The 15758-nt window shown below is 69.9% G+C and carries 17 protein-coding genes and 5 tRNA genes; 17 read left to right on the forward strand and 5 right to left on the reverse strand.

Annotated features, from left to right (window positions below; genetic code table 11):
- Positions 1 to 2243, reverse strand: a 2243-nt coding sequence (locus ACFU97_RS45390; RefSeq protein ID WP_384269010.1) for a nitrate- and nitrite sensing domain-containing protein, incomplete at its 3' end; no start/stop codon positions are given.
- Between the two features lie 566 nt (positions 2244 to 2809).
- Between ACFU97_RS45390 and ACFU97_RS45395 the strand changes: the two genes are divergently transcribed.
- The 10 genes from ACFU97_RS45395 to ACFU97_RS45440 all read left to right on the forward strand — a co-directional run bounded on the left by ACFU97_RS45395 (position 2810) and on the right by ACFU97_RS45440 (position 7157).
- Positions 2810 to 2998, forward strand: a complete 189-nt coding sequence (locus ACFU97_RS45395) for a hypothetical protein (RefSeq protein WP_384269013.1) — start codon at positions 2810 to 2812, stop codon at positions 2996 to 2998.
- 127 nt (positions 2999 to 3125) lie between these two features.
- The gene (locus ACFU97_RS45400) at positions 3126 to 3911 is read left to right on the forward strand and encodes a fumarylacetoacetate hydrolase family protein (RefSeq protein ID WP_384269016.1); all 786 of its coding nucleotides are present in this window, start codon (positions 3126 to 3128) and stop codon (positions 3909 to 3911) included.
- Positions 3904 to 5388, forward strand: a complete 1485-nt coding sequence (gene gltX, locus ACFU97_RS45405) for a glutamate--tRNA ligase (RefSeq protein ID WP_384269019.1) — start codon at positions 3904 to 3906, stop codon at positions 5386 to 5388. The genes ACFU97_RS45400 and gltX overlap by 8 nt, the downstream gene beginning before the upstream one ends.
- Positions 5389 to 5509: 121 nt before the next feature.
- On the forward strand, positions 5510 to 5815 hold the full coding sequence (locus tag ACFU97_RS45410; RefSeq protein WP_384269021.1) for a hypothetical protein: 306 nt from the start codon (positions 5510 to 5512) through the stop codon (positions 5813 to 5815).
- Between the two features lie 37 nt (positions 5816 to 5852).
- A complete protein-coding gene (locus tag ACFU97_RS45415) occupies positions 5853 to 6605 on the forward strand; it encodes an HAD family hydrolase (protein WP_384269024.1) in 753 nt (250 codons plus the stop codon).
- 91 nt (positions 6606 to 6696) lie between these two features.
- A tRNA-Gln gene (locus tag ACFU97_RS45420) sits at positions 6697 to 6768 on the forward strand.
- A gap of 21 nt (positions 6769 to 6789) precedes the next feature.
- Positions 6790 to 6862: transfer RNA gene (locus ACFU97_RS45425), tRNA-Glu, on the forward strand.
- Between the two features lie 29 nt (positions 6863 to 6891).
- Positions 6892 to 6964, forward strand: a tRNA-Glu gene (locus ACFU97_RS45430).
- Between the two features lie 20 nt (positions 6965 to 6984).
- Positions 6985 to 7056: transfer RNA gene (locus tag ACFU97_RS45435), tRNA-Gln, on the forward strand.
- Positions 7057 to 7084: 28 nt separating this feature from the next.
- Positions 7085 to 7157: transfer RNA gene (locus ACFU97_RS45440), tRNA-Glu, on the forward strand.
- A gap of 67 nt (positions 7158 to 7224) precedes the next feature.
- Here the strand turns inward: ACFU97_RS45440 and ACFU97_RS45445 are convergent.
- Positions 7225 to 7869: a MerR family transcriptional regulator gene (locus ACFU97_RS45445; protein WP_384269027.1), complete on the reverse strand. Its 645-nt coding sequence runs from the start codon at positions 7867 to 7869 to the stop codon at positions 7225 to 7227.
- A 91-nt stretch (positions 7870 to 7960) separates the two neighbouring features.
- Here ACFU97_RS45445 and ACFU97_RS45450 point away from each other — a divergent pair, with 91 nt between their 5' ends.
- The gene (locus ACFU97_RS45450) at positions 7961 to 8485 is read left to right on the forward strand and encodes a DUF4188 domain-containing protein (protein WP_384269029.1); all 525 of its coding nucleotides are present in this window, start codon (positions 7961 to 7963) and stop codon (positions 8483 to 8485) included.
- 91 nt (positions 8486 to 8576) lie between these two features.
- Here ACFU97_RS45450 and ndgR read toward each other — a convergent pair whose 3' ends face one another.
- Positions 8577 to 9293 carry an IclR family transcriptional regulator NdgR gene (gene ndgR / locus ACFU97_RS45455; RefSeq protein ID WP_007384919.1) on the reverse strand — a complete coding sequence of 239 codons (717 nt, stop codon included), beginning with the start codon at positions 9291 to 9293 and terminating at the stop codon, positions 8577 to 8579.
- Positions 9294 to 9483: 190 nt separating this feature from the next.
- Here ndgR and leuC point away from each other — a divergent pair, with 190 nt between their 5' ends.
- From leuC to ACFU97_RS45475, 4 genes are all read left to right on the forward strand, one after another.
- Positions 9484 to 10908 (forward strand): 3-isopropylmalate dehydratase large subunit, encoded by a 1425-nt coding sequence (leuC, locus tag ACFU97_RS45460; RefSeq protein WP_384269032.1) that lies wholly within the window; start codon positions 9484 to 9486, stop codon positions 10906 to 10908.
- Between the two features lie 5 nt (positions 10909 to 10913).
- On the forward strand, positions 10914 to 11507 hold the full coding sequence (leuD, locus tag ACFU97_RS45465; RefSeq protein WP_384269035.1) for a 3-isopropylmalate dehydratase small subunit: 594 nt from the start codon (positions 10914 to 10916) through the stop codon (positions 11505 to 11507).
- 274 nt (positions 11508 to 11781) lie between these two features.
- Complete coding sequence (locus ACFU97_RS45470) at positions 11782 to 12012, forward strand: hypothetical protein (protein WP_384269038.1); 231 nt, start codon at positions 11782 to 11784, stop codon at positions 12010 to 12012.
- Positions 12013 to 12149: 137 nt separating this feature from the next.
- Positions 12150 to 12803, forward strand: coding sequence for an HU family DNA-binding protein (locus ACFU97_RS45475; protein ID WP_384269041.1), 654 nt, complete (start codon positions 12150 to 12152; stop codon positions 12801 to 12803).
- A 93-nt stretch (positions 12804 to 12896) separates the two neighbouring features.
- Here the strand turns inward: ACFU97_RS45475 and ACFU97_RS45480 are convergent, their stop codons facing one another.
- Both ACFU97_RS45480 and cofC read right to left on the reverse strand, forming a co-directional pair.
- Positions 12897 to 13100, reverse strand: coding sequence for a hypothetical protein (locus ACFU97_RS45480; RefSeq protein WP_384269044.1), 204 nt, complete (start codon positions 13098 to 13100; stop codon positions 12897 to 12899).
- A 53-nt stretch (positions 13101 to 13153) separates the two neighbouring features.
- A complete protein-coding gene (gene cofC / locus ACFU97_RS45485; RefSeq protein ID WP_384269047.1) occupies positions 13154 to 13792 on the reverse strand; it encodes a 2-phospho-L-lactate guanylyltransferase in 639 nt (212 codons plus the stop codon).
- A gap of 168 nt (positions 13793 to 13960) precedes the next feature.
- Between cofC and ACFU97_RS45490 the strand changes: the two genes are divergently transcribed.
- The gene (locus tag ACFU97_RS45490; RefSeq protein ID WP_384269050.1) at positions 13961 to 14749 is read left to right on the forward strand and encodes a lysophospholipid acyltransferase family protein; all 789 of its coding nucleotides are present in this window, start codon (positions 13961 to 13963) and stop codon (positions 14747 to 14749) included.
- Positions 14746 to 15756 carry an NAD(P)H-dependent glycerol-3-phosphate dehydrogenase gene (locus ACFU97_RS45495; protein WP_384269052.1) on the forward strand — a complete coding sequence of 337 codons (1011 nt, stop codon included), beginning with the start codon at positions 14746 to 14748 and terminating at the stop codon, positions 15754 to 15756. Before ACFU97_RS45490 ends, ACFU97_RS45495 begins: the two co-directional genes overlap by 4 nt.
- Positions 15757 to 15758 lie beyond the last annotated feature (2 nt).

The raw sequence follows: 15758 nt of genomic DNA on the forward strand, positions 1-15758 counted from the left end.
GCCACACCGGCGGCGGCCTGCGCGGCGGCGGGGCCACCGGAGTTGCCGGCGCCCTGGCCGGGCTTGCCCTGGGGCTTCTTGCCGCCCTGGGCGACGTCCACGGGCAGCATGACCAGCGCGGTCGTACCGCCGGAGTCGGACGGACGGAGCTGGATGCGGATGCCGTGGCGCTGCGACAGACGACCGACCACGAACAGACCCATGCGGCGGGAGACCGAGACGTCCACGGTGGGCGGCGAGGCGAGCCGCTCGTTGATCGCCGCGAGGTCCTCGGGAGAGAGGCCGATACCGGTGTCGTGGATCTCGATCAGCACCCGCCCGTCGGGCAGCGCGTGACCGGTGACCTTGACCTTGGTCTGCGGCGAGGAGAAGGAGGTCGCGTTCTCGAGCAGCTCGGCGAGCAGGTGCACGAGGTCGTTGACCACGCGGCCGGCCACTTCGGTGGTCGGCACGGCGGCCAGCTCGATGCGCTCGTACTGCTCCACCTCGGACGCGGCGGCGCGGAGCACGTCGACCAGCGGGACCGGGCGGGTCCAGCGGCGGCCGGGCTCCTCACCCGCGAGGACGAGGAGGTTCTCACCGTTACGGCGCATACGCGTCGCGAGGTGGTCGAGCTTGAACAGCGAGGACAGCTGGTCCGGGTCGGCCTCGCGGGACTCCAGTTCGGAGATGAGCGAGAGCTGACGCTGGATGAGGCCCTGGGAGCGGCGCGAGAGGTTGGTGAACATCGCGTTGACGTTGCCCCGCAGGAGGGCCTGCTCGGCGGCGAGGCGGACCGCCTCGCGGTGGACGTCGTCGAAGGCCGCGGCCACCTGGCCGATCTCGTCCCGGGAGTGCACACCGACCGACTCGACGGAGGTGTCGACGTCCTGCGGGTCCGACTCCGACAGCTGCTTGACCAGCTCGGGCAGGCGGTCCTGCGCGACCTTGTTGGCGGTCTCCTGCAGGCGGCGCAGCGAGCGGATCATGGACCGGGCGATGACGAAGGCGCCGACGAGCGAGACGCCGAGCACGAGCAGGATCAGCGCACCGGAGATGATCGCCTCACGCTCGGAGGCGGCACGCAGCTCGCGGGCCTTCTGCTCCATGTCCTCGAGGAGCGTGTGCTCGATCTTCTGCATCTGCTCGATCTTGGTCGAGCTGTCGTCCACCCAGTCCTGGTACGAACGCTTCTGCAGGTCCTGCAGGCCGTCCTGACCGGCCAGCGCGCGGCTGGCGTAGGTGTCGGTGGCCTTGATGGTCGCGTTGTTCTCCTCGATGGGCTTGAGGAGGGCGGCCGCGCTGTCCGTGCCGTAGATGCTCTTGAAGCTGCGCAGTTCCGAGCCCTGGCTCTGCAGCGCCGACTGGGCGTAGAGCCGGTCGTTCTCGGAGAGCTTGCCGACCGTGGTGTTGTTGGCGGGCAGGGCCGCCGCGAGGACCGCGCGCTGGATGGACGCGTACTCCTTGGCGGAGGAGAAGGCCGCCAGGGAGCGCGTGCGCTGGATCATCTCGGGGTTGCTGGTGGCCTCCGCCATGTCCTGCGAGAGGTCCAGCAGGTGCGTGATGAGGCGGTGGTACGACTCGACCGTCTGCGAGGAGTTGAGCTTGGTCTCGTAGGCGCCGGCGCGGATCTTCTCCAGCGTGCCCAGGTCGCTGACGACACTGACGAGGCTCTCCCGGACGCCCTGGAGGCTGTTGTCCTTGCCGGAGACGTCGATCTCCTCGGCGGCGTCCTTGAAGTTCTGCTCGGCCCGGTCCGTCTTGTCGCGGTAGCCCTTGACCGTGTAGTCGCTCGCCTTGGAGCCGTGCGCCAGCGGGCCGGCCGACTGGTCGCGCTCCTCCTGGAGCGCGGCCGCCAGCTCGGTGGCCTGCTTGGTCATGTCCGTCAGCAGCTTCATGTTGTCGAGCTGCTGGATGTCGTCCATGTTGTCGCTGATGCGCAGGGCGCCCAGCGAGGTGGCGGCCACCACGGGGAGCGCGAGCAGCGACACCAGGCGCGTGGAGATGCGCCAGTTGCGCAGTGCCACGCGCGATCCCGGGCCGCTCGGGCCCTTCGGCGGCTTGATCACCGGGGCAGCGGCACCGGGCGTCCCGGGTGCTGCCGCCGGGCCGGGGCGCCCAGAGCGGTCTCCGCCGTCACCGGACGGCGCCGATCCCGGGTTCTGGGCGTGCTGGGGCGAGGAACTGCCGACATTGGGGCCAGTCCCGCCGTGCGGCTCCGGCTCCGCCGAAGCACTGCCATCCCTCTTGAAACGTCCCTGCACTAGCGTCGCAACCTCTGGACCAGGCGCCCCTCCGCGCGAGCGGAAGGACACGGTGTCGGCGTTTAGGGGGCGCCCTGAATGCGCTCCCTGATGGTCGTGAGTGACCGGCGCCGGTTCCCCCTTCTCGCCGTCACTCGGCGCTTGTTGCGCCCCCTGTGCGCCGGCTCGATCCTGCGGCGGTCCGTGGCATTCCAGCACAGTGCAGGATCTCCAACAAGGTTCACGTGTGATGCCGTGACGTAGGTGACACCACGTGAGTGCGGAGTCACCAGCCGTAGAGAGGGATCTCCCGCAAAACGGGCGTATGACCGCGAGTTGTGCCGGTGCGGGCGGTGTCCCAGTCGCCATGATCAGGAGCGGAATGATGGCTTCAGGTGGCCAATGTCCGTTTCGTCGGGGTGGGTTGCGGGCCTGAATTGACCGCTTTGTCTGCGACGCAGTGAGCAAACTCACATGTACGTCGAGGGGTTCATCGGACTTCCGCGGGGAATGGCGCGTCTAGCCTGGCGCTTTACAAGATGTAGGAAAATGCCGACCCGCGACCGAGAACAGGGCCCAGAACAACCGTGAAGACGACGATGATGTTCCACAACATAGCCAACCCGCGGCGCACCACCCTCGCCCACCTCGAGGGCACCGAGGAACTGCAGATCCCGCAGCAGCCGCAGCACCCCGTCGATCTTCCCACGCACACCGCCAACCCCCGGCGCACCGTTCTGGAAGAGGTCCCGGTCGCGGCCGCCGTCGCCGAGTAGTACGCGCACGGGGCGCCGATCACTCAAGGCGCCCTTCCGCGCCGTCGTGCGCACGTGGGCGGCCCCCTGCCGCGTTAGCCTGGAGCGTCAGAATCCCAGCAGGCTCAGTGAGGGGCGCAAGGATCCCGTGCGCATCGCCAGATTCTCCATCGACGGGAACGTCGCCTTCGGCGCGGTCGAGGGTGACAAGCCCGACGAGCTCGTCCTCGACATCATCAAGGGCATCCCGTTCGCGGACTTCGAGCTCTCCGGCACGAAGGTCCCGCTGAGCAAGGTCCGGCTGCTGCCGCCGGTGCTCCCCAACAAGGTCGTGGCCTTCGGCCGCAACTACGCGGAGCACGCGCGCGAGCTCGGCAACGAGGTGCCCGACGCACCGTTCGCCTTCTTCAAGCCGTCGACCTCGGTGATCGGCCCCGGCGACGAGATCCAGTACCCGTCCTTCACCGAGGACCTGCACCACGAGGCCGAACTGGCCGTGGTCATCGGCCGCATGTGCCGCGAGGTCCCGCGCGAGCGCGTCAAGGACGTGATCTTCGGCTACACCTGCGCCAACGACATCACCGCGCGTGATGTGCAGAAGCGCGAGAAGCAGTGGGCGCGGGCCAAGGGCTTCGACAGCTCCTGCCCGCTCGGACCGTGGGTGGAGACCGGCCTGGACGTCGCCGCCGCCGGCGATCTGACCATCCAGCTCACGGTCAACGGCGAGCAGCGCCAGCTCGGCCGCACCAGCGAGATGATCCACCCGATCGAGGACCTGATCGTCAACATCACCGAGGCCATGACGCTGCTCCCCGGCGACGTGATCCTCACGGGCACCCCGGCAGGCGTCGGGCCGCTCACCGTCGGCGACGAGGTCGCCGTCACCATCGAAGGCATCGGCACTCTCACCAACAAGGTTGTCAAGCGTGGCTAGCGCACCCGGCTCACCCGTCCGCGTCCGTTTCTGTCCGTCCCCCACCGGTAACCCGCACGTGGGCCTGGTGCGCACCGCCCTGTTCAACTGGGCGTTCGCCCGGCACCACCAGGGCACGCTGGTCTTCCGCATCGAGGACACCGACGCGGCCCGCGACTCCGAGGAGTCCTACGACCAGCTGCTCGACGCGATGCGCTGGCTGGGCTTCGACTGGGACGAGGGCCCCGAGGTCGGCGGCCCGCACGCGCCCTACCGCCAGTCGCAGCGCATGGACATCTACAAGGATGTCGCCCAGAAGCTCCTGGACGCCGGCCACGCCTACCACTGCTACTGCTCCCAGGAGGAGCTGGACACCCGCCGCGAGGCCGCCCGCGCCGCCGGCAGGCCGTCCGGCTACGACGGCCACTGCCGCGCCCTGAGCGCGGAGCAGGTCGCCGAGTACCAGGCCATGGGCCGCACCCCGATCGTGCGCTTCCGCATGCCCGACGAGACGATCACCTTCACGGACCTGGTCCGCGGCGAGCTGACGTTCACGCCGGAGAACGTGCCGGACTACGGGATCGTACGAGCCAACGGCGCGCCGCTGTACACGCTCGTGAACCCCGTCGACGACGCCCTGATGGAGATCACCCACGTCCTGCGCGGCGAGGACCTGCTCTCCTCCACCCCGCGCCAGATCGCGCTCTACAAGGCGCTGACCGAGCTGGGCATCGCCAAGCAGACCCCGGCCTTCGGGCACCTGCCGTACGTGATGGGGGAGGGCAACAAGAAGCTCTCCAAGCGCGACCCGCAGTCCTCGCTCAACCTCTACCGCGAGCGCGGCTTCCTGCCCGAGGGCCTGCTCAACTACCTCTCGCTGCTGGGCTGGTCGCTCTCGGCGGACCAGGACATCTTCAGCATCGCGGAGATGGTGGCGGCGTTCGACATCGCGGACGTGAACCCCAACCCGGCCCGCTTCGACCTCAAGAAGTGCGAGGCGATCAACGGCGACCACATCCGGCTGCTCGACGTGAAGGACTTCACCGAGCGCTGCCGTCCGTGGCTGCAGGCCCCGTTCGCCCCCTGGGCGCCGGAGGACTTCGACGAGTCGCGGTGGCAGGCGATCGCCCCGCACGCCCAGACCCGCCTGAAGGTCCTCTCCGAGATCACCGACAACGTCGACTTCCTGTTCCTCGCCGAGCCGGTCTCGGACGAGGCGAGCTGGACGAAGGCGATGAAGGAGGGCTCGGACGCGCTGCTGGTCACCGCCCGCGAGAAGCTCGAGGCGGCCGACTGGGCCTCCGCGGAGGCCCTGAAGGAGGCCGTCCTGGCGGCCGGGGAGGCCCACGGCCTCAAGCTCGGCAAGGCGCAGGCACCGGTCCGCGTCGCGGTCACCGGCCGCACGGTCGGCCTGCCCCTCTTCGAGTCCCTCGAGGTCCTGGGCAAGGAGAAGACCCTGGCCAGGATCGACGCGGCCCTGGCGAAGCTGGCCGCGTAACGCACGCACGCGTGAGGGCGGGACCCCGGCGTACACCGTTCCGTCACCCGGAGTTCCGCCTTCCATGCAACTCCCGCTCCCCGAGCGGCAGTTGCATGGACCCCCTACAGGTGATGCACAGGTGCGTCACCCGCGACCGGGGGCGACCGGCCCGGCGGCGGGCGGCCTGGTGGCCGCTCCCTGGAGGCCGTTCCGGCAGCTGAGCAAGCCGTCGGCCTGGCCGCCGGGCCCTGAGCACCGCCGCGGGCACGACCGTCCGCACGCTCACCGGCGCCTCGACCGCGACCGCGGTCCGGCCCGCGTGGGACGTCACCGGCAGGACGGCACCCGGGCGCCCGCCGGCACCTGCACCTGGACCCTCACCGCCCGGCCCGCCGACGCCCAGGGCGCCGACCTGCCCCTGACCGGCACGACCACGGTGAACTGACCGACGCGCCGCCCGCCCGCCGGGTTACGGTCGGTCCATGACCCCGCGCACCGGCGACACCCCGGTCCACGCCATCGTCTGGGACGTGGACGACACCCTGTTCGACTACACGTCGGCGGACCGCGCCGGAATGCGCGCCCATCTGGCGGCCGAGGGCCTGCTCCACGGGTACGGCACCGTGGACGAGGCCCTCGCGCACTGGCGGGCGGTCACCGACGCCCAGTGGGCGCGCTTCTCCGCCGGCGAGGTGTCCTTCGACGGCCAGCGCCGGGACCGGGTGCGGGTCTTCCTCGGCGAGGAGCTGTCCGACGACGAGGCCGAGGCGTGGTTCGCGCGCTACATCGCGCACTACGAGACCGCCTGGTCGCTCTTCCCGGACGTGCTGCCCGTCCTCGACGCGCTCGCCACCAGCCACCGGCACGCGGTGCTGTCCAACTCCAGCCTCACCGTCCAGGACCGCAAGCTGCGCAGGCTCGGCGTGCACGACCGCTTCGAGGCCGTCCTGTGCGCCGCCGAACTGGGCGTCTCCAAGCCCGAGGCCGGAGCCTTCCTCGCCGCCTGCGAGGCCCTCGAACTCGCCCCGCACCAGGTCGCGTACGTCGGCGACCACCCGGAGATCGACGGCCGGGGCGCCGCCGAGGCGGGCCTGCTGTCGGTCTGGATCGACCGCTCCGGCGCGCACACCGGCGGCGGCGCGGGCACGGGCCCCCACCGGATCGCCTCCCTCGCCGAACTCCCCGCGCTGCTCGGCGCCGATACCCGTTTTGGAGCCCCGTCCACCTTCAGGTAATGTTCTTCCTGCGCCGCCGGGCAGCGGGCCGAAGGGCCTGGAACCGGAGGAGCAAGCTAGAACAAGATCCCCGCAGGGGCTTGCGTTCCAGTGGCCTATGGTGTAATTGGCAGCACGACTGATTCTGGTTCAGTTAGTCTTGGTTCGAGTCCAGGTAGGCCAGCTCGCAGAGCTCATCTGCAAAGCCCCCGTTGTGTAGCGGCCTAGCACGCCGCCCTCTCAAGGCGGTAGCGCCGGTTCGAATCCGGTCGGGGGTACTGATCCTGATCAACTCGGGATCGCTAGGGCCCCCGTTGTGTAGCGGCCTAGCACGCCGCCCTCTCAAGGCGGTAGCGCCGGTTCGAATCCGGTCGGGGGTACAAACTGGTCTAAACCACATTGGTCTATGGTGTAATTGGCAGCACGACTGATTCTGGTTCAGTTAGTCTTGGTTCGAGTCCAGGTAGACCAGCTCGGATCTGCGGAAACGTAAGATCCTCGCCCCCGTTGTGTAGCGGCCTAGCACGCCGCCCTCTCAAGGCGGTAGCGCCGGTTCGAATCCGGTCGGGGGTACAGAGACGAAGGTCCTCCGCTCACGGCGGAGGGCCTTCGTCGTGAGCGGGACCGGGACGTACGGGCCCTAGCCGAAGCCGTAGCGCCGCGCCGACTCCTCCTCCTGCGCGAGCCGGTGCAGCGCCTGGAGGATCGGCTGGGCGAGGATCACGCCCAGGACGGCCGTCTCGACCTTCTCGGCCTCCGAGCCGTGCGTCTCCACGAAGTCCAGGTCCAGGACCGCGGCCTCGTGCATCAACCGGGCGTAGGACATGAGGAGTTCGGTCTCCCAGTCGTAGCCGAGGCGGCGGAACGCGGCGATCGACACCACCAGCCTGCGGTATGCGGGCGAGATCGTGATCAGGGAGCGGGCGTTGGTCCAGCCCAGCGCCTCCAGCAGCCGTTCCGCCTCCTCGCCGGCGGCGCGGACGTACTCGTCCTCGGTGTCCGGTTCGGGCACCTGCGGCAGGGCCCACAGCGCCGCGCCCATCCGGATCGTACGGCCGAGGGAGTCGTCGTCGACGTGCCCGAGCACCTCGCGCACCTTCGCCACCGGCACGCCGCCGACCTGGATCATCGCGCGCACCAGCCGCAGCCGGCGCAGATGCTCCTCGTCGTACTCGGCCGTCGTGGTGTTGATCTGCCGGCCAGGCGCCAACAGGCCTTCGCGCAGGTAGTACTTGATCGTCGCGGTGGAGACCCCACTGCGCTCGCTGAGCTCCCTCAGCCGCATGTCTTGCGCCCTTCCTTGGTCAGTGCCACTATCCAAGCACCGATTCGAAGGATAGTGCCGCTATCCGATCGAGCGAGCCAGGAGGGCCGCCATGTTCGCGAAGCCGGTGCCGGGCCGTACGACCGCGGACGGCCAGGGTGATGTGGTGGTCGTGCTGATCGGCATGCGGGTCAACAGGTTCTGGGCCGTGCACCAGTGGGTGCCGGTCATGGTGTCGATGCTGCGCATGCTGCGCGAGCTCGGACGGGACCCCGGCCGGGGGCTGCTGGAGCACGTGCTGCTGACCGCCTCGCCGCGGACCTACTACGTCGTCCAGTACTGGGAGTCCAAGGAGAAGCTCTACGCGTACGCGAGCTCGCCGGACATGTTCCATCACCGGGTGTGGGGGATCATCAACCGCAAGGAGCGGGCGGGGAAGGTGCGCGGGTACGTGGGCCTGTGGCACGAGGCGTACGTGGTGCCCGAGGGGGCGTACGAGTCGATCTACTTCGACATGCCGGCCTTCGGGCTCGCGAAGGCGCACGGGCAGGTGCCCCTGGAGCGGCGTGGGCGGTACGCCAAGGACCGCTTCGCGTACCGGTCCGGGGCCGGGGCAGCGCAGAAGCGGGCGGGCTGAGCGAGAAGCCGGGGGGTTCGGGGGAACGGGGAGGGTCTGCCGCGGCGTTGAGGCGGACTCTCCCCGTCGACGTCCGATGGGGGAGGCCGGTTCAGCCGGTGCGGCGCAGCGCCTCGGAGAGGCGGGCGGCGGCGTCGATGACCGCCTGGGCGTGCATACGGCCCGGGTGGCGCGTCAGGCGCTCGATGGGGCCGGAGACCGAGACGGCGGCCACCACGCGGTTGGACGGGCCCCGCACGGGGGCGGAGACGGACGCGACGCCCGGCTCCCGCTCGCCGATGGACTGGGCCCAGCCGCGGCGCCGTACGCCGGAGAGGGCGGTGGCCGTGAACCGGGCGCCCTGCAGGCCCCGGTGCAGACGCTCCGGCTCCTCCCATGCCATCAGGATCTGCGCGGAGGAGCCGGCCTTCATGGTCAGCGTCGAGCCGACCGGGACGGTGTCCCGCAGTCCGGACAGGCGCTCCGCAGCGGCGACGCAGATGCGCATGTCGCCCTGGCGCCGGTAGAGCTGGGCGCTCTCGCCGGTGATGTCCCGCAGATGCGTGAGCACCGGGCCCGCGGTCGCGAGGAGACGGTCCTCACCGGCCGCCGCGGCCAGCTCGGCCAAGCGGGGCCCGAGGATGAATCGACCCTGCATGTCGCGCGCCACCATACGGTGGTGTTCCAGAGCCACGGCCAGACGGTGGGCCGTGGGTCGTGCCAGTCCGGTCGCCGCAACCAGTCCTGCGAGGGTGGCGGGTCCGGACTCCAGGGCGCTCAGGACAAGGGCCGCCTTGTCCAGAACGCCGACGCCGCTACTGTTGTCCATGAAACGATACTCGCGTCTCACTCTGTGAAACGCAAGTTCATTTTTCCGTGAGACGCGCAACCCTTGTACGCATAGCGGCCCGCAGACCGAACGGGTCCGGTGGCGGGCGCCCGTGAACTGGGGCCGGGCGTCGTCTCCTCAAGATCTCTAGCAAGGCCGGTGGACGTCGTGGCCGGCCGAAGGGAAAGCGATGGGTAGGACACTCGCGGAGAAGGTCTGGGACGACCATGTCGTCCGGCGCGCCGAGGGCGAGCCCGACCTCCTCTTCATCGATCTGCACCTGCTGCACGAGGTGACCAGCCCGCAGGCCTTCGACGGCCTGCGGCAGAACGGTCGCCCGGTGCGCCGCCTCGACCTCACCATCGCGACCGAGGACCACAACACCCCCACCCTCGACATCGACAAGCCCATCGCCGACCCGGTCTCCCGGGCCCAGCTGGAGACGCTGCGCAAGAACTGCGCGGAGTTCGGCGTACGGCTGCACCCGCTGGGCGACGTCGAGCAGGGCGTGGTGCACGTCGTCGGCCCGCAGCTGGGTCTGACCCAGCCCGGTACGACGGTGGTATGCGGCGACTCGCACACCTCCACGCACGGCGCCTTCGGCGCGCTGGCCTTCGGTATCGGCACCTCCCAGGTGGAGCACGTGCTGGCCACCCAGACGCTGCCGCTGGCCCGCCCCAAGACCATGGCGATCACGGTCGACGGCGAACTGCCCGAGGGCGTCACGGCCAAGGACCTGATCCTGGCGATCATCGCCAAGATCGGTACCGGCGGCGGCCAGGGCTACATCCTGGAGTACCGCGGCTCCGCCATCGAGAAGCTCTCGATGGAGGCCCGGATGACCATCTGCAACATGTCGATCGAGGCCGGTGCCCGCGCGGGCATGATCGCCCCCGACGAGACCACGTTCGAGTACATCAAGGGCCGCGCCCACGCCCCCGAGGGCGAGGACTGGGACGCCGCCGTCGCGTACTGGAAGACGTTGAAGACGGACGAGGACGCCGAGTTCGACGCCGAGGTCGTCATCGACGCCGCCGCGCTGGCGCCCTTCGTCACCTGGGGCACCAACCCCGGCCAGGGCGCGCCGCTTTCGGCGTCCGTCCCCGACCCGGCTTCGTACGAAGACGCTTCGGAGCGCCTCGCCGCCGAAAAGGCCCTGGAATACATGGGGTTGGAGGCCGGCCAGGCGCTGCGCTCCATCAACGTGGACACCGTCTTCGTAGGTTCCTGCACCAACGGCCGGATCGAGGACCTGCGGGCCGCGGCCGCGATCGTCGAGGGCCGCAAAGTCGCCGACGGCGTACGGATGCTGGTCGTCCCGGGCTCCGCGCGGGTCGGTCTGCAGGCCGTCTCCGAGGGCCTGGACGTCGTGTTCAAGGAGGCCGGCGCAGAGTGGCGGCATGCGGGCTGCTCGATGTGCCTGGGCATGAACCCGGACCAGCTGGCCCCGGGTGAGCGCTCCGCGTCCACCTCCAACCGCAACTTCGAGGGCCGGCAGGGCAAGGGCGGCCGTACGCACCTGGTCTCGCCGCAGGTCGCCGCCGCGACCGCGGTCCTGGGGCACCTGGCCTCGCCCGCCGACCTGTCCGACGCCCCCGCGCCCGCTGGAGTCTGAGAGTCATGGAAGCATTCACCACGCACACCGGCCGGGCCGTCCCGCTGCGCCGCTCCAACGTCGACACCGACCAGATCATCCCTGCTCACTGGCTCAAGAAGGTGACCCGGGACGGTTTCGAGGACGGGCTGTTCGAGGCCTGGCGCAAGGACGAGACGTTCATCCTCAACCGCCCCGAGCGGCAGGGCGCCACGGTGCTGGTCGCCGGCCCCGACTTCGGCACCGGCTCCTCCCGTGAGCACGCCGTCTGGGCGCTGCAGAACTACGGCTTCAAGACCGTGATCTCCTCCCGTTTCGCCGACATCTTCCGCGGCAACTCCCTGAAGAACGGCCTGCTCACGGTCGTGCTGGAGCAGAAGATCGTGGACGCGCTGTGGGAGCTCACGGAGCGCGACCCGCAGGCCGAGATCACCGTCGACCTGGAGGCCCGCGAGGTGCGCGCCGAAGGCGTCACCGCCCCCTTCGAGCTCGACGAGAACTCCCGCTGGCGGCTGCTGAACGGGCTGGACGACATCTCCATCACCCTCCAGAACGAGGCGGACATCGCCGCGTACGAGGCCAAGCGGCCGTCGTACAAGCCGCAGACGCTCAAGGTCTGACCCGGACCGGTCCGCGGGGCCGGAACCTGACGGGTTTCGGCCACCGGAACACCCCCATGTACCCCCGATCGGCCCGATCGGGGGTACATCCGTGTCTGGGCCCGAACGGCTGGGAACCGTCTTGCTTTTTCCCTCAACTTCCCACGTTACGGCGGCCGTTGTGTGGGTAGCCGTGGGCTGTGGGCATGGCGTCCGGCCTTGCCCGGAACGCTGTTTGAGGCATCAGTTGCTACCCCCGCAGGCGACAACTCGCCCCAGATGGCACAATCTGTGCATGGAACACGACGGCCAACTCGAGCTCTACACGGCAGTCGCGGACCGACTGAAGGAAGCGCACTCCCGAGTGCGCGCACTGCAAGTCCCGGAGGGCGTACGGATGGCGCTGACCCGGAAGCTGCTGGTCATTACGGCCGCGGCCAAGCACGATCTCGCCGACGCGGCAAGGCGTCTGGAGGCGTTCAACACGGACCTGGAGAAGGGGTGCATCCCTGAAGAGGACCGCTGAACGCAGCCGGAGCAGTCGAGTTCGTTGCGGCGCACGGGTGATTAGCCCGTTTCGTGTTTGATTTGCGGTATATATCTGCCTAACGTGCGAAAAAGCTTGAACACTTTCGTTCTGGCGATGTCTCCGAAGGGGAAGACGTGAACAAGGCGCAGCTCGTAGAAGCGATTGCCGACAAGGTGGGTGGCCGCCAGCAGGCCGCCGAGGCCGTCGACGCGGTCCTGGACGCCATCGTCCGCGCGACCGTCGCCGGAGACCGGGTCTCGGTCACCGGGTTCGGCTCGTTCGAGAAGGTCGACCGTCCCGCCCGTTACGCCCGCAACCCCCAGACGGGCGAGCGGGTTCGGGTCAAGAAGACCTCCGTTCCGCGCTTCCGCGCGGGCCAGGGCTTCAAGGACCTGGTGAGCGGCTCGAAGAAGCTCCCGCGCGGCGGCGAGGTCGCCGTCAAGAAGGCGCCCAAGGGCAGCCTGACCGGTGGGGCTTCGGCCACCGTCAAGAAGGCCGCCGCGAAGAAGACGACCGCCAAGAAGGCGACCGCCGCGGCGAAGAAGACGGCGGCGAAGAAGACGACCGCCAAGAAGACGACCGCCACGGCGAAGAAGACGACCGCCAAGAAGACCACGGCGAAGAAGACCACGGGCGCCGCCAAGACGGCCGCCGCGAAGAAGACCACGGCCAAGAAGGCCACCGCGAAGAAGGCTCCGGCCAAGAAGGCGACGGCCAAGAAGGCTCCCGCCAAGAAGTCGACCGCTCGCAAGACCACCGCCAAGAAGGCCACCGCCCGCAAGCGGTAAGGGCACAGGGGCACTCACGCGCCGGGCCGGACTCCTCATGGGAGCCCGGCCCGCGGCGTGTTCGGGGTGCGGCAGAGCGCGTTGAGAGCGGCTTCAGAGCGTCTGGAGCGTCACCAGCGTGATGCGGGGCTTCTCCCCGTCGCCCTCGCTCTCGATGCGTACGCGCTGGCCGGGGCGCAGCAGCCGCAGTCCGCCGGCGTCGAAGGCGGCGGCGTCGAAGGGGACGGGGGTGCCGTCGTCCAGCAGCACGCTGCCCTCGCGGGTGTTGGGGTCGTAGGTGTATGCCGTGGCCTGCATGACGGCCAGCCTAATGTGCGCGGGGGTTCGGGGCCTGTCGAGGGGCTCGCTGCTCAGGTTCCCGGGGTCAGCAGGCCCGCTGCCGTGGCCGCCGTGTGCGGGCCGACGCCCAGGGCCAGGGCCGCCCGCAGGTCCGCGCCGGTGTCCACGTCCTGGCGTACCGAATCGACCGCGTCGAGGGTCAGTTCCACGGCCCCGGAAGCGCGGTGGCGGGCGCGGGAATCGGGGCCGAATGCCGGAAGCAATTCCCGGGCGGGGGCGGCGGCCAGCAGGGTCGTGCCGATTGCGGCCGTATCGGCGAGAAAAGCGCGCGGGAATTCGGCGGCCGCGTCCAGTACCCGGAGCAATTCCGCAGGGCGTAGTGCCGGAAGATCGGCGTTCAGGGCGGCCACGGGACTTTCGGGGCGTGCGGTGCGTACCGCGGCCGCGCCGTGGGCCAGCGCCGCGTTGAGGCCGCCGCGCGGTTCGTCGGGGACGATCCGGGCGCCCAGCGCGGACAGCTCGCGTGCGGCCAGGTCGTCGTCCGTGACGACCGCCACATCCCGCACTGCCGGGCAGGCCAGCGCGGCCGCCACGGTGTCCTGGGCGAAGGCGAGGGCGAGGCCCGGGCGCAGCCCGCCGGCGGCAGTGTCCGCGAGCCTGCTCTTGGCCCGCGTCAGGGGTTTCAGGGGTATGACCAAGGTCCACTGCACCGGTGTTCCGTCCCTCTCTTGTCGCGGCCATTGTCACTCAGCCGTCACCTCGGCCATCTGGTGGCGGCGCCGTCGGGGCGTACGGTGTTCTCGACAGACCGGCGGCCTGGGGCGACACTTGTGCGGCTCCTGGTCCGAGGTCCCTGACCCCAAGAGGAAGGTGCGCGCGTGCCCCGCCGCAGAATCGGCTTCTGGTACCGCTTCGCCGCGGTGCTCTGCAAACCGCCGCTGGTGGTTCTGATCAAGCGGGACTGGCGCGGAATGGAGCACATTCCGGCCGAGGGTGGATTTATCACCGCGGTGAACCACAATTCCCATGTGGACCCCTTCGCGTACGCGCACTATCAGTACAACACCAAGCGGGTCCCGCGATTCCTGGCGAAGAGCGGCCTTTTCAAGAAGGGATTCGTCGGCGCCGCCATGCGCGGTACCGGGCAGATCCCCGTCTACCGGGAGACCACGGACGCGCTCAGCGCCTTCCGGGCCGCGATCGACGCCGTGGAGCGCGGTGAATGCGTCGCGTTCTACCCCGAAGGCACCATCACCCGGGACCCCGACCAGTGGCCCATGGTCGGCAAGACCGGTGCCGCGCGAGTCGCCCTGACGACCAGGTGCCCGGTGATCCCGATCGCGCAGTGGGGCGCCAACGAACTCCTGCCGCCGTACGCGAAGAAGCCCAACCTCCGCCCGCGCAAGACCCATCACGTGCTCGCCGGCCCGCCCGTCGACCTCACGCGCTTCTACGACCAGGAGATGACTCCCGAGGTGCTGAAGGAGGCGACCGAGGTCATCATGGCCGCGATCACCCGCCAGCTGGAGGAGATCCGCGGCGCGAAGGCGCCCGCGACGCCGTACGACCCGCGTCAGGAGCGGATCGAGCAGCGCCGCAGGACGCAGGCGCAGTCGCAGGCACGGGGTCAGGGCGACGCCGCGCAGGAAGAGGGGCAGAGCACGTGAGCAAGCCGGTCAAGGCGGCCGTCTTCGGCACCGGTTCGTGGGGCACGGCGTTCGCCATGGTGCTCGCCGACGCGGGATGCGAGGTCACCCTGTGGGGGCGGCGCGCGGAACTCGCGGACGCGGTCAACTCCACGCGTACGAACCCCGACTACCTTCCCGGCGTCGAACTCCCGGACGCCGTAAGGGCGACCACGGACGCCGCCGAGGCCGCGCGCGGCGCCGACTTCGCCGTCCTCGCGGTCCCCTCGCAGACCCTGCGCGGCAACCTCGCCGACTGGGCGCCGCTGCTCGCCCCCGACACCGTCCTGGTGTCGCTCATGAAGGGCGTCGAACTCGGCTCCGCCATGCGGATGAGCGAGGTGATCGAGGACGTCGCGAAGGTGCGCGCCGACCGGATCGCCGTCGTCACCGGACCCAACCTCGCACGGGAGATCGCCGCGCGCATGCCGGCCGCCGCCGTGGTGGCCTGCACGGACGAGGCGGTCGCCCAGCGGCTCCAGGCCGCCTGCCACACCCCGTACTTCCGGCCGTACACCAACACGGACGTGGTCGGCTGCGAGCTCGGCGGCGCGGTGAAGAACGTCATCGGGCTCGCCGTCGGCATCGCGGACGGCATGGGCCTCGGCGACAACGCCAAGGGCTCGCTCATCACGCGCGGGCTCGCCGAGACCACTCGGCTCGGCATGGCGCTCGGCGCCGACCCGCTGACCTTCTCCGGACTCGCGGGCCTGGGCGACCTGGTGGCGACCTGCTCCTCGCCGCTGTCGCGCAACCACACCTTCGGCACCAACCTCGGCAAGGGCATGACCCTGCAGGAGACCATCGCGGTCACCAAGCAGACCGCCGAGGGCGTCAAGTCCTGCGAGTCGGTGCTCGATCTGGCGCGCCGGCACGGCGTCGACATGCCGATCACCGAGACGGTCGTCGCCATCGTGCACGAGGGCAAGTCCCCGGTGGTCGCCGTCAAGGAGCTCATGTCGCGCAGCGCGAAGCCCGAACGACGCTGAGC

This window comes from Streptomyces sp. NPDC057616 (genome assembly GCF_042800575.1).
Lineage (GTDB): Bacteria > Actinomycetota > Actinomycetes > Streptomycetales > Streptomycetaceae > Streptomyces.

Bases quoted from the DNA above. Each gene is read 5' to 3' on its own strand.
- ACFU97_RS45415 (WP_384269024.1), top strand. From the start codon at position 5,853: ATGACCCCGCGCACCGGCGACACCCCGGTCCACGCCATCGTCTGGGAC.
- ACFU97_RS45445 (WP_384269027.1), bottom strand. From the start codon at position 7,869: ATGCGGCTGAGGGAGCTCAGCGAGCGCAGTGGGGTCTCCACCGCGACG.
- ACFU97_RS45450 (WP_384269029.1), top strand. From the start codon at position 7,961: ATGTTCGCGAAGCCGGTGCCGGGCCGTACGACCGCGGACGGCCAGGGT.
- ndgR (WP_007384919.1), bottom strand. From the start codon at position 9,293: ATGGACAACAGTAGCGGCGTCGGCGTTCTGGACAAGGCGGCCCTTGTC.
- leuC (WP_384269032.1), top strand. From the start codon at position 9,484: ATGGGTAGGACACTCGCGGAGAAGGTCTGGGACGACCATGTCGTCCGG.
- leuD (WP_384269035.1), top strand. From the start codon at position 10,914: ATGGAAGCATTCACCACGCACACCGGCCGGGCCGTCCCGCTGCGCCGC.
- ACFU97_RS45470 (WP_384269038.1), top strand. From the start codon at position 11,782: ATGGAACACGACGGCCAACTCGAGCTCTACACGGCAGTCGCGGACCGA.
- ACFU97_RS45480 (WP_384269044.1), bottom strand. From the start codon at position 13,100: ATGCAGGCCACGGCATACACCTACGACCCCAACACCCGCGAGGGCAGC.